The following is an 11,378-nucleotide window of genomic DNA, read 5'->3' as shown; positions in this document are numbered from 1 at the left end:
GCTCAGTTGGTAGAGCACGACCTTGCCAAGGTCGGGGTCGCGAGTTCGAGTCTCGTTTCCCGCTCCAGTTTTGGCGTTCGAAGTCTTGTGACTTCAATGCGAGAAGCCTCGCGGCAGTCGAGGCTTTTTTATGAGTCGGTTTTGGCTCATGAGTGTTCGGTAAATCGTTGTTGCTGACGATTTCCAATATGCGGGAATAGCTCAGTTGGTAGAGCACGACCTTGCCAAGGTCGGGGTCGCGAGTTCGAGTCTCGTTTCCCGCTCCAGTTTTGGCATCCGAAGCCTTGAGCTTCAATGCATAAAAGCCTCGATTGAATCGAGGCTTTTTTTTGCAAAAAATAATCGCGACTTCTGACGAACCCTCTTTTTTATTCAAATTACCCCAGGTCCAGGTCTTGAGTATGGCGGCCAATGGCAGCACGCTCAGATCCGGTGGGCACCAATCCCACAGCCAGCCCAGGCCGGCGCCCAGCGGGCTGTAGGAAACATTCTTGACCTGCGCGTGGGTCAGGTACGCGCCTATCTCTCGCGTCTATGTGCAGGATTGTGACGCGGTGTGGTTTATGCAGCATGGTGTGATTGATCTTGATTTACCGACTCGTTAGAAGTGCGCCTTTAGCAGCAAGCTGATCGCGCTCTGGTCAGTCGCAAACACCTGGCTGTCTTTGATTCCGTACTTGTCGCTCCAGTAGTCGTATTCGACACCCACATAGAACTTCTTGCCGAACCCGAGTCCCTTGGCCAAGTCGTATTTGACCTGCGGGTTGAAGTGCAGGTTGGCGTGGTAGCTCTTGTCGTTGTCGACCACCCAGTCCATGAAACCGTCGAGGACCAGCTCGGAGTTACCCACCGGGACGGTATAGCTCCACACCGGCGTGATCTGCCAGACGCCGCTGCCGTCACGCTTGCCGTCGCGTTCGCGGTAGTAGGTGTTTAACTGGAAGTAATCGAAGCCGGGAATGTTCAGGTCCACCGCAGGGCCGAGCAAATAGTTTTTAGCGCCATCTTCGCCAAACTCATAGGTGGCCGCCAGCAGCACATCCTTGATCGGCCCGAACGACAGGTGGGTTCCGGTGATCTTGCCCAGCGACAGGCGCGGGCTGATTTCACCGTAAAAGGTGTGACCGTCACTGGCCGCGTTAGTGGCTTTGCCGTTGTACTTGGTGACGTCGACAAACAGGAACAGGTCGCCGAAACTCCAACCGCTGGCATGCTCAAAGGTCAGGGTCTGCTGCTTGGTCGGGTCGACTTTGAAATCGATACCGTTCAGATAAGTCAGGCTATTGTCCTGCCACTGTAAAAGATCACCGGCCATGCTTTGACCGGCCACAAGGAGACCGCCTGCCAACATCAGGGAAGTAGCGCTGTAGTTCATTAAGTGTGCTCCGGAACTTCGGGATCAGGGTTCTAAGTTGTTGTGTGTGTCGCGCGGCAGTTCCAATGCAATCATCGCGGCACGCACCGCGGCGCGCAGTGCGCCGACGGTCGTGACCGTGTATGCAAGTTTTTTGTTATGGGCTGCAGTGAAATTTTTAAACGTTAATAAGTACCAAGGCATGACGCCTCAGCGTCGTTGTTCGCGTATATAGGGCTCGCCCAGTGCGCCAGGCTGGCTGGCCTGTTCACCGCTGCTGATGGCGACCCAGATCATCACCAGCAGGGTGACTGCATAAGGGGTCATCAGCAGAAAGTACTGCGGCAACTGCACGCCGGCAGCGGCCAGTTGTGGAATCAGGGCTTCGATGGCACCGAACAGCAACGCGCCGGCCAGGGCACGCCAAGGCGACCAGCGCGCAAAGATCACCAGTGACACGGCAATCCAGCCACGCCCGCCGGTCATGTCGGCAATCCACATCTTGGTGCTCAACACCGCGATATAAGCACCGGCCAGGCCGATCAGTGCCGCCCCCGCGACAATCGCCGCCAGCCGATAGGTCAGCACTGGAATGCCGGCTGCATCGGCAGCCTGTGGGTTTTCGCCAACAGCGCGCAGACGCAGGCCGGTCTGAGTACGCTGCAGAAACCACACCACGGCGATGAAAATCAGCACAGTCAGATACACCAGCGGGTTTTGCACGAAGACCTTGCCCATCACCGGCAACTCGGAAAGTGGCCACAGTTCAATGCTGTGCAGGCCGCTGACCGGTCGGTTGGTCCAGCCCAGTACGGTGCCTGTCAGCCCGGTCAGGCCTTGGCAGAAGAACACCAGCGCCAGCCCGGCGATGACCTGATTGATCCGCAGCACCAGCACCATTACGGCGAACAGTAACGAGACGACACTGGCGGCCAGCATCGCGACCAGCAGTGACAGGCCGGCCAGGCCCAGGCCCAGTTGCATGCCGATTCCGGCCAGGGCGCCGACCAGCATTAACCCTTCGGCGCCTAATGCCAGTACGCCGGCGCGTTCGGTGAGGATCAAACCCAGCGCCGCCAGGGCGAAAGGCACCGCGAAATCCGGCGCGTTGCCGAGCCAGTGAGTCAACAGTTCCATCAGCAGTCTCCAGCCTGAATACGCCGCAAGCGATGGCGAATGAAAAAGTCCGAGCACGCCACGCAGATCACCAGAATCGCCTGAATCAACTGCACCATCGAAAAGGGGATCTGGTAGAACACCTGCAAGTTGCGCCCGGCGACGAACAGCAGGGCAATCAACAGCGCCACCACGGTTGCCGCCACGGGGTTGTTACGTGCCAGAAAGGCGATTAGCACACCCGAGAAGCCGTAGCCCTGATAGAACGACTGGGTCAGCCGACCTTCCTGGCCTGCCGTGACCACCCATCCGGCGATGCCGGCCAGGGCGCCAGACAGCAGCACGGTGGCGATGATCATCTTGCGCACCGGTACACCAACCGCTGCGGCCACCCGCGGATTGGCATCGACGAAGCGCAGGTACAGACCGGCGCGGGAGATGCCGATGAACCACAGGGTGAAGGCGGTGATGACCAGTGCCATGAGAATGGCCACGTTATAGCCGGCGATAAAGTCGGGGAGGCGCTCGAAACTCTGCAGGGGCGGTGAGTAGGGAAAGTTGTCACGCGGGTCTTTCCAACTGCCGTACACCAGATGCAGCAGGAAGTTGGCCGCGATGTAGTTGAGCATCAGTGTCGAGATGATCTCATTGACCTTCAGGTGCAGCTTCAGCAGCACCGGGCCCAGGGTCCAGAGCATCGCGCACAGCATGGCTGCGAGCATCATCAGCGGCAGACGCAGGACCTGCGGGCCGATGTCGAACAGTGAAATCGCCGTGGCGCCAATCGCGCCCCAGATCATCTGGCCTTCCAGGCCAAGGTTCCAGAACCGTGCGCGAAAGGCCATGCAGCCGGCCAGGCCGACCATGATCATCGGCGCCGCCTGGAACAACACGGCACGCAGGTTCTGGGCATCGAGCAGGGTCTGCACAACAAACTCGTTGAGCAGTTCCCCCGCTGGAATACCGGCACTGATCAGGATCAACGCGCAGATGGTCAGACCCAGTAGCAGCGCCAGGCCGATCACCAGCGCTTGCTGGTGCCAGGTCATCTGCTGGCGGGTTTCCAGAGCATAGCGTCGGCCGAACAGCGGCTGACGTGGGCGTGCGGTGGATTGAGGCAGCGTGGTATCAGTCATGGCTCACCATTGCTTTACCGATGGCCTGGCGGTCGGCGGGGTGTGCGAACTCGGCGACAATGCGCCCGCCGTTCATCACGCCAATTCGGTCGGCCAGCGTCAGGACTTCATCGAGGTCTTCACTTATTACCAGTACGGCGGCGCCAGCATCACGGGCGGCACGCAAGCGGCCATGCACGGCTTGGGTGGCACGCACATCCAGGCCACGGCTGGGGCTGTGCACCACCACCAGTTGCGGGTCGCGGCTGAACTCGCGGGCAATCACCAGCTTCTGCGCGTTGCCGCCGGAGAGCAGGGCAGCACCCTGGTCCAGGCTGCGCACGCCTTGCACATCGAACCCGCTCACCGCTGCTTGCGCATCGCTGCGCATACGCTTGCCGAGCAGGCGCAGGAACGAGCCGTAGCGCCCAGCATGAACCTGACCGATGGCAAAGTTCTCGACCACGCTCAATGAACCCGCCAAGGCGGCGCCGTAGCGGTCAGCCGGAATACAGGCGATGCGCAGGGTGCGGCGCTGCTCGGCGCTGGCACCGCGCAGATCACCGAAACCCTCCAGGTGAATCTCGCCTTCGGTCGGCTGGGGCAGGCCCATCAGGGCATTTGCCAGCTCGCTCTGACCGTTGCCGCCCACCCCGGCAATGCCGTAGATCTGCCCGGCGCGCAGGCTCATGTTCACCCCCGCCAGCGGCCCGCTACCGGGCGGGCTGCGCAGATCACGCACATGCACCCGCACCGGCCCGGCTGGTGGACCTGCCTGATAACCGGCCTGGCTGGCCTCACCCACGGTCAGGCGCACCAGCTCTTCGATGCTGACGCTCCGGGGATCGAGGGTCTGAATGGTTTTGCCGCCGCGCATCACCGTCACCCGATCAGCAAAGCGCTTCACATCGGTCATCTTGTGGGTCACCAGCACCACGGCGGCGCCTTGTCGGGCGAACGCTTGCACGGTCGTGAGCAGTCGTTCGGCTTCCACATCAGTGAGCACGGCGGTGGGTTCATCGAGAATCAGAATGCGCGCGCCGGCGAGCAGCACCTTGAGAATTTCCACGCGCTGCTGTTCGGCCACCGACAGTTGTTCCACCGGCTGGCGTGGGTCGAGCACAAAGCCCAGGTCGGCTGCCTTGGCGCTGATCTGCTCTTCCAGCCGTTTCAGGCGCTTGCCATAGTGGCCCTGTTGCGGCTCGGCGGGCAGGCCGAGCAGGATGTTCTGCGCCACCGTGAATGGCTTCACCAGCTTGAAGTGCTGATGGACCATGCCGATCCGGTAGCGGCTGGCATCCTTTGGACCGCTGAGCCGCACCAGGTTGTCATCCACCAGCAGGCTGCCGGTTTCCGGCGCATACAGGCCGGCGGCAATGTTCATCAATGATGATTTGCCAGCGCCATTCTCCCCCAGCAATGCGTGGACCTCGCCCCATGCGGCGCTGAAGTGCGCGTCACTCAAGGCCTGGAAACCGTCGAAAGACTTGTTGATGCCGGTCAGTTGTAGCGCGTTGACCTGTCTCATTGCTGAGTCTTCACGCCGTTGACGAACCAGTCCATTTTCCACAGCTCGGCGTCAGGCATGACTTTGCCGGCGGCGATGCGCTCTTTGCCGTCACGATCACTCAGCGGGCCGCTGTAGAGGACTTTGGTCCCGGCGAGCAACTCGGCGCGGGCGGCCTCGATCTTCGCCCGATCAGTAGCAGAAATGATCGGGGCGTCGGTCAGACTGATATCAGTGCCACCTTGCTGCATCGACAGCAGTGCACCGTTGGCCGAGGGCTGCCAGTTACCGGCCATGACTTTTTTCAGTTCCGGCGCCAGGAAGCGCTCCCAGACCCACATCGACGAGCAGACAGTTGCTTTTGGCGCAAACTCACTGAGGTCACGGTGATAGCCGGTGCCGTGCACACCACGCTCTTGGGCGACCAACTGCGGCGTCGGGCTGTCGACGTGTTGCCCGATGACGTCTGCACCGTTGTCGATCAGCGCCATGGTCGCGGCGCGCTCCTTGACCGGGTCATTCCAGGCGCCGGTATAGACCACATTGACGGTAGCTTGCGGGTTGATCTGCTGGGCACCCAACTCGAAGGCGTTGACCGTCCAGTTCACCTGGCCGAAGGGGTTGGCGGCGACAAAGCCCAGCTTGCCGGACTTGGACGCTGCTGCGGCAGCCATACCGCACAGGTATTGGCTTTCATAGGTGCGCCCATAGAACGATTCAAGGTTGGCTGCGTTGGTCGTGCCTGAGCCATTGAGGAAGGCGACGTCAGGGTATTTGCGGGCCAGTTCCAGAAAGGTATCGGAGTAGCCGAAGGCTGTGCCGACAATGATGTTGGCGCCCCGGGCGATCAGCCGGTCAACGACCGGAGTGATGGCCGCAGCATTTTCAGGCACGCTCTCGACGAACTGAATCTTCTGGTCGAGTTCTTTTTCCAGTTTTTGCCGGGCCTCATCGAAGGCTTGCGTCCAGCCGCCGTCGTTACGCGGGCTGATATACACCATGGCGATCTTCGCCGGTGCCTTGAGCGTTAGCCCCTCGGCCTGTGCCAGCCCGATGGCGCTGGCAAACAGAACGGCCGCACACACAGTACTCTGCAAAACATTCCTGAACATAAGTCGTTTTCCTGCTGATAGGCGAATGATTAACAGCACAAGGCTGAGCCGGCGGGCCCTCTGGCTCAGCGCGGTATGGCCAACAGCAGCTTCCGTGCCATTAAAAATAAGTCTTTTATTAACAGTAGGTTACAAATCGAATGCGATGAAAACGGATCATATGGTCTGATTTAGAGCACTTAGTTTGTGCGTGGCGCACGAGAAGCGGGCGACACAATCGTCAGGCAGGACCGCCGGGCGTGAGCCGCAGGGACGTAATAAGGCGTTGAGGCGGGGGCGGGCGGTGAAGCGGCGAAGTGCTGAGGCTTAAGGAGCAGTCTTTCGGGCTGCTCCAGTTGTTTGGATCAGCGCTCAGTGTCAGGGCGGGGGCGAATGCCGTGGCAGAGCAAGTTCTGCAGGTTATGCAAAACCTCTTCAAAGAACACCGGGTCCGCCAGTGTTTTGCCCGTAATGGCTTGTATCTGAGTGCTGAAGTCGGCGTAGTGCTGAGTCGTGCTCCAGATCGAGAAGATCAGGTGATAAGGGTCCAGCGGTGCCAGTTTGCCTGCTTCGATCCAGCTCTGAATCACTGCGGCCTTGTTCTCGACCATCTGCCGTAGCTGTTGTTCGAGCTGCGCCTTTATCAGCGGGGCGCCTTGCATGATCTCCATGCAGAACAGTTTCGACTCGGCGGGGTGGTCGCGAGACAGCTCAAGCTTGGCGCGGATGTAGTCCCCGATGGCGTCCATCGGCTGCTGTTGGACATCGAAGCCCTTGAGCGGCAACAACCAGATCTCCAGCAGATGCTGCAGCACATTGGTGTACAGCTCTTCCTTGCTGGAAAAGTAGTAGAGCAAATTGGTCTTGGACACGTCCGCTGCCGCGGCGACCTGGTCAAGGCTGGTGCCGTGCATGCCGAACCGGGAAAACAGCTCCAGCGCTGCGTGAATGATCGACTCGCGCTTGTTCTTTATCTGCGCCTGGCGGCGCTGTTCCGATTTCGCACTCATGCTGCGCGCCACGGTGGTCTTTACCCCGGCAGCAGGCTTTTTGGTTTTGCCGGTGACCTTTTTGGCGGCAGCCTTTTTCAGTGTCTTGCCAGCGGCAGCCACGTTTTCGACGGATTTGCTTTTCACGATCTCAACCACCCAGCGAATCGAGCGGCGATTGTATCAGGCTTGCTCGTGAGGGCAGATCTGGCATCGCCAGCCTGTGGCGCTAATGCCTGGGTTATTGACGGATGTCAGGTGCCAAGCCTTCGGTGCCCCATGCTGGCTCGCTGCGCATCAATATCGGGCAGCTTTTAAAATTCAAACGGTTCAAAACAGACCATTTGGTCTGCTAATGAATCATTTTTTTTATCTAACTAATTGATAAAAAACAACAAAAAATAAATGGCATGACGCATGCAAAGCTTCTTTCGACCCGCATCCAATGGGGATGTGCACGGCGAGTGGAGAAGCTTATGAAGGTGGGTATCTTTATCCCGATCGGCAACAACGGCTGGCTGATTTCCGAAAACGCTCCTCAGTACAAACCAACGTTCGAGCTGAACAAACAGATCACGTTGGCGGCCGAGCACTATGGTTTCGACTTCGCCTTGTCGATGATCAAGCTGCGCGGTTTCGGTGGCAAAACCGAGTTCTGGGATCACAACCTGGAGTCGTTCACCCTGATGGCGGGCCTGGCGGCGGTCACCAGCCGTATCCAACTTTTCGCCACCGCCCCTTCGCTGGTCATGCCGCCGGCGATCATCGCGCGCATGGCGGCGACCATCGACTCGATTTCCAACGGCCGCTTCGGCGTTAACCTGGTCACCGGCTGGCAGCGCCCCGAGTACTCGCAGATGGGCATGTGGCCTGGGGATGAGTTTTTTTCCAATCGCTACGAATACCTCTCTGAATATATCCAGGTACTGCGTGACCTGTGGGGTACCGGTAAATCCGATTTCAAGGGCGCGCACTTCCAGATGGACGACTGCCGCGTCAGCCCCCAGCCGCAGGCCAACATGAAAGTGATCTGTGCCGGGCAAAGCGACGCTGGCATGGCCTTTTCGGCGCAGCATGCCGACCACAACTTCTGTTTCGGCAAGGGCATCAACACGCCCAAGGCCTTTGCCCCCGCCGCGCAGAAGCTGATTGAGGCGAGCCGTGAAACCGGTCGTGACGTCACTACCTTCGTGCTGATGATGGTCATCGCCGATGAGACCGACGAGGCCGCCCGCGCCAAGTGGGAGCACTACAAGGCTGGCGTCGATGAAGAGGCGGTCGCCTGGTTGGGCGCGCAAGGTGCGGTCGACAAAACCTCCGGAGCTGACACCAATGTGCGTCAAATGGCCGATCGGACCAATGCCGTCAATATCAATATGGGCACCCTGGTGGGCTCTTACGCCAACGTTGCGCGCATGCTCGACGAAGTGGCCGAAGTGGAGGGCACCGAAGGCGTGTTGCTGACCTTCGACGACTTTATCGCAGGCGTTGAAGCCTTTGGGCAGCGCATCCAGCCGCTGATGAAAAGCCGTATCGAGGTGGCCACGCCGGTGCCCAGCCAGGCCGACTCCCAACCCGCAGCTGTCGGGGTTGCATCATGAGCACTGCCAAGAACCTGACCATCACGTCGACCATCCCGGCGGGTATCGCCGAGGTGCCGGGCGCCGGTGCGCCGATCGTGCTGCCGGCGCGCCCGGAGCCTCTGTACCTGCATCAAACCAATACGGCGTTGATCGTGGTTGACATGCAAAACGCCTACGCCAGTGTCGGTGGTTATGTTGACTCGGCCGGCTTCGATATTTCCGGTGCCCAAAGCGTCATTGCCAAGACCGGCGAGGCCATCGCTGCGGCGCGGGCGGCCGGGATCTGCGTGATCTATCTGCAGAACGGTTGGGACAGCGACTACGTGGAGGCCGGCGGCCCCGGTTCGCCGAACTGGTACAAGTCCAACGCCCTGAAAACCATGCGTAAAAATCCGCACCTGCAGGGGCGCTTTCTCGCCAAGGGCGGTTGGGACTATCAGATCGTCGACGCGCTCGCGCCGCAACCGGGCGACATCGTGGTGCCAAAGCCGCGCTACAGCGGTTTCTTCAACAGCAGCCTGGACAGCACCTTGCGTGCCCGGGGCATCCGCAATCTGGTCTTCACCGGGATCGCTACCAATGTCTGCGTTGAAAGCACCCTGCGCGATGCCTTTCACCTTGAGTACTTCGGCGTAATGCTCCACGACGCCACCCATGAGCTGGGCGGCGCGCCCATACAGGCCAGCACGGTTTACAACATCGAAAGCTTCTTCGGCTGGGTTTCCACCGTAGATGACTTCATCACCAGCATCGCGGCGCACTGATCGTCAGGTCGCTCTTCTCGTTTTTAACTTATGAGGTTACTCCCATGCCCAAACAAGTCATCACTCCGCCAGGCACCGGCAAACCGCTCGCCCCTTTCGTCCCCGGCACACTGGCCGACGGCATTCTTTATGTATCGGGCACCCTGCCATTCGACAGCGAGAACAACGTGGTGCACGTCGGTGATGCTGCGGCGCAGACCCGGCATGTCCTGAACATCATCAAGGGTGTTGTCGAAACAGCGGGCGGCACCATGGATGACATCACGTTCAACCACGTTTTCCTGAAAAACTGGGAAGACTATGCGGCTATCAACAGCGTGTATGCCGAATTCTTTCCCGGTGAAAAACCGGCGCGCTATTGCGTGCAGACCGGCCTGGTCAAAGCCGATGCCCTGATCGAGATCGCCAGCATCGCTCATATTGGCAAAGCGCCTGCAGGTAACGCCCAGTGAGTACGGCCCTGCACTTTGATGTGCACGGACCTGCCGATGGGCCTGCGGTGCTGCTGTCATCCGGGCTGGGCGGCGCGGCGGGCTACTGGTCGGCGCTGGTTCCACGGCTGGTAGCCGCCGGCTATAAGGTCATCGCCTACGACCAGCGCGGCACCGGGCGCAGTCGTCAGACGTTGGCGCAGGATTACCGTATTGCCGATATGGCCCTGGACATTCGCGACCTGCTTGACATCACGCAGACCGGCGAATGCCACTTGATCGGCCATGCACTGGGCGGGCTGGCCGGGCTGCAACTGGCGCTGGATTTCCCTGAGCGGCTGCGCAGCCTGACCCTGATCAATGCCTGGGCGGCGCCCAACCCGCATTCGGCGCGCTGCTTCGAGGCGCGTCTGGCGTTGCTGGATGCGGTTGGCCCGCGCGCTTACGTCGAGGCGCAGCCGATCTTCCTGTACCCGGCCAGTTGGTGTGCGGCCAACGCCGAGACAGTGCAAGCCGAAGTGGAGCATGCCTTTGCCGGCTTTCCTGAGGTCGCCACCATGAAGGCGCGCATTGCGGCGCTTCGCCGGTTCGATATCAGTGAGCGGTTGGCCGGGATCAACGTTGCCACGCTGGTGTCGGCGGCCAGAGACGATGTACTGGTGCCCTGGACCTGTTCGCAACAGCTTGCCCAAGGCTTGCCCAATGCACGCCTGCATATCGTCGAGCAGGGCGCGCACGCCCACAACATCACTGCCGCCAGCGTGTTCAACGAACAGTTGTTGGCGTTTCTTGAGGCCCAATCCGGGGAGCGTACATGAGCCAAGCTTTGAATGATGCCGCGCTGGCTACCCTGTTCAGCGCAGCCCGTACCCACAATGGCTGGAGCGATCAGCGCATTGATGACGATGTCCTGCGTCAACTCTATGACCTGCTGAAAATGGCGCCCACTTCGGCCAACTGTTCGCCCGGTCGCTTCGTGTTTCTGCGTAGCGCGGCCGCCAAGGAGCGTCTGGCACCTGCTTTGTCCAAGGGCAATCTGGAGAAAACCATGACCGCTCCGGTCAGCGTGATCGTTGCCTGGGACCGTGCCTTCTACGAGCACCTGCCGACACTGTTTGCGCACGCCGACGCCAAGAGCTGGTTTACCCACAGCCCTGAAGCCGCGCATGAGACCGCATTTCGTAACGGCTCGCTGCAGGGGGCCTACTTGATCATGGCGGCTCGCTCGTTGGGGCTGGATGTTGGCGCTTTGTCAGGCTTCGATGCCCAAAAGGTCGATGCCGAGTTCTTTGCCGGTAGCACCTGGACGGCCAACTTCATCGTCAACCTCGGCCACGGCAACCCGGAAAAACTGTACGACCGCCTGCCACGGCTGGCCTTCGACGACGCCTGTCAGTTGCTCTGAAATCAACTTCAATCTGGTAACCC

The 11,378-nt window shown here is 60.1% G+C and carries 12 protein-coding genes and 1 tRNA gene; 6 read left to right on the top strand and 7 right to left on the bottom strand.

The genetic code is table 11. The features are described 5' to 3' along the window. Window positions 1-190 precede the first annotated feature (190 nt). A tRNA-Gly gene (locus tag NRB16_RS11560) sits at window positions 191-266 on the top strand. 335 nt (window positions 267-601) lie between these two features. Here NRB16_RS11560 and NRB16_RS11555 read toward each other — a convergent pair. The 7 genes from NRB16_RS11555 to rutR form a co-directional block, all read right to left on the bottom strand. Then, window positions 602-1,375, bottom strand: coding sequence for an outer membrane protein OmpK (locus tag NRB16_RS11555; protein ID WP_253140709.1), 774 nt, complete (start codon window positions 1,373-1,375; stop codon window positions 602-604). A 24-nt stretch (window positions 1,376-1,399) separates the two neighbouring features. Further along, the gene (locus NRB16_RS11550; protein WP_253115103.1) at window positions 1,400-1,558 is read right to left on the bottom strand and encodes a hypothetical protein; all 159 of its coding nucleotides are present in this window, start codon (window positions 1,556-1,558) and stop codon (window positions 1,400-1,402) included. A gap of 6 nt (window positions 1,559-1,564) precedes the next feature. Next, complete coding sequence (locus NRB16_RS11545) at window positions 1,565-2,491, bottom strand: ABC transporter permease (protein ID WP_253140710.1); 927 nt, start codon at window positions 2,489-2,491, stop codon at window positions 1,565-1,567. Further along, on the bottom strand, window positions 2,491-3,606 hold the full coding sequence (locus NRB16_RS11540; RefSeq protein WP_257106189.1) for an ABC transporter permease: 1,116 nt from the start codon (window positions 3,604-3,606) through the stop codon (window positions 2,491-2,493). The genes NRB16_RS11545 and NRB16_RS11540 overlap by 1 nt, the downstream gene beginning before the upstream one ends. Beyond that, on the bottom strand, window positions 3,599-5,113 hold the full coding sequence (locus tag NRB16_RS11535; protein ID WP_045481912.1) for an ABC transporter ATP-binding protein: 1,515 nt from the start codon (window positions 5,111-5,113) through the stop codon (window positions 3,599-3,601). The genes NRB16_RS11540 and NRB16_RS11535 overlap by 8 nt, the downstream gene beginning before the upstream one ends. Then, window positions 5,110-6,204 (bottom strand): BMP family ABC transporter substrate-binding protein, encoded by a 1,095-nt coding sequence (locus NRB16_RS11530; protein WP_045481909.1) that lies wholly within the window; start codon window positions 6,202-6,204, stop codon window positions 5,110-5,112. Before NRB16_RS11530 ends, NRB16_RS11535 begins: the two co-directional genes overlap by 4 nt. 344 nt (window positions 6,205-6,548) lie before the next feature. Further along, on the bottom strand, window positions 6,549-7,193 hold the full coding sequence (rutR, locus tag NRB16_RS11525) for an HTH-type transcriptional regulator RutR (RefSeq protein ID WP_084710191.1): 645 nt from the start codon (window positions 7,191-7,193) through the stop codon (window positions 6,549-6,551). Between the two features lie 455 nt (window positions 7,194-7,648). On the opposite strand from rutR, the gene rutA reads away from it, so the two are divergent. The 5 genes from rutA to NRB16_RS11500 are packed head-to-tail and all read left to right on the top strand — an operon-like array spanning window position 7,649 to window position 11,355. Further along, entirely contained in the window at window positions 7,649-8,773 is a 1,125-nt protein-coding gene (rutA, locus tag NRB16_RS11520) for a pyrimidine utilization protein A (RefSeq protein ID WP_045481906.1), read from the top strand. Continuing rightward, window positions 8,770-9,519: a pyrimidine utilization protein B gene (rutB, locus tag NRB16_RS11515; RefSeq protein ID WP_084709820.1), complete on the top strand. Its 750-nt coding sequence runs from the start codon at window positions 8,770-8,772 to the stop codon at window positions 9,517-9,519. Before rutA ends, rutB begins: the two co-directional genes overlap by 4 nt. Window positions 9,520-9,563: 44 nt before the next feature. Continuing rightward, entirely contained in the window at window positions 9,564-9,971 is a 408-nt protein-coding gene (gene rutC / locus NRB16_RS11510) for a pyrimidine utilization protein C (RefSeq protein ID WP_045481903.1), read from the top strand. Further along, window positions 9,968-10,768: a pyrimidine utilization protein D gene (gene rutD, locus NRB16_RS11505; RefSeq protein WP_045481900.1), complete on the top strand. Its 801-nt coding sequence runs from the start codon at window positions 9,968-9,970 to the stop codon at window positions 10,766-10,768. Before rutC ends, rutD begins: the two co-directional genes overlap by 4 nt. Further along, window positions 10,765-11,355, top strand: a complete 591-nt coding sequence (locus NRB16_RS11500; RefSeq protein ID WP_045481897.1) for a malonic semialdehyde reductase — start codon at window positions 10,765-10,767, stop codon at window positions 11,353-11,355. The genes rutD and NRB16_RS11500 overlap by 4 nt, the downstream gene beginning before the upstream one ends. The last annotated feature ends 23 nt before the right edge of the window (window positions 11,356-11,378 follow it).

The organism is Pseudomonas sp. LJDD11 (assembly GCF_024584215.1).
Taxonomy (GTDB): domain Bacteria; phylum Pseudomonadota; class Gammaproteobacteria; order Pseudomonadales; family Pseudomonadaceae; genus Aquipseudomonas.
The sequence above is the reverse complement of the archived record's forward strand: the minus strand, read 5'-3'. Positions and strand labels throughout refer to the sequence as shown.

Excerpts from the sequence above, each read along its gene's own strand:
- NRB16_RS11530 (WP_045481909.1), bottom strand. The coding sequence starts at position 6,204 with ATGTTCAGGAATGTTTTGCAGAGTACTGTGTGTGCGGCCGTTCTGTTT.
- NRB16_RS11550 (WP_253115103.1), bottom strand. The coding sequence starts at position 1,558 with ATGCCTTGGTACTTATTAACGTTTAAAAATTTCACTGCAGCCCATAAC.
- NRB16_RS11500 (WP_045481897.1), top strand. The coding sequence starts at position 10,765 with ATGAGCCAAGCTTTGAATGATGCCGCGCTGGCTACCCTGTTCAGCGCA.
- rutC (WP_045481903.1), top strand. The coding sequence starts at position 9,564 with ATGCCCAAACAAGTCATCACTCCGCCAGGCACCGGCAAACCGCTCGCC.
- rutB (WP_084709820.1), top strand. The coding sequence starts at position 8,770 with ATGAGCACTGCCAAGAACCTGACCATCACGTCGACCATCCCGGCGGGT.
- rutA (WP_045481906.1), top strand. The coding sequence starts at position 7,649 with ATGAAGGTGGGTATCTTTATCCCGATCGGCAACAACGGCTGGCTGATT.
- NRB16_RS11535 (WP_045481912.1), bottom strand. The coding sequence starts at position 5,113 with ATGAGACAGGTCAACGCGCTACAACTGACCGGCATCAACAAGTCTTTC.
- rutR (WP_084710191.1), bottom strand. The coding sequence starts at position 7,193 with ATGAGTGCGAAATCGGAACAGCGCCGCCAGGCGCAGATAAAGAACAAG.
- NRB16_RS11540 (WP_257106189.1), bottom strand. The coding sequence starts at position 3,606 with ATGACTGATACCACGCTGCCTCAATCCACCGCACGCCCACGTCAGCCG.
- NRB16_RS11555 (WP_253140709.1), bottom strand. The coding sequence starts at position 1,375 with ATGAACTACAGCGCTACTTCCCTGATGTTGGCAGGCGGTCTCCTTGTG.
- NRB16_RS11545 (WP_253140710.1), bottom strand. The coding sequence starts at position 2,491 with ATGGAACTGTTGACTCACTGGCTCGGCAACGCGCCGGATTTCGCGGTG.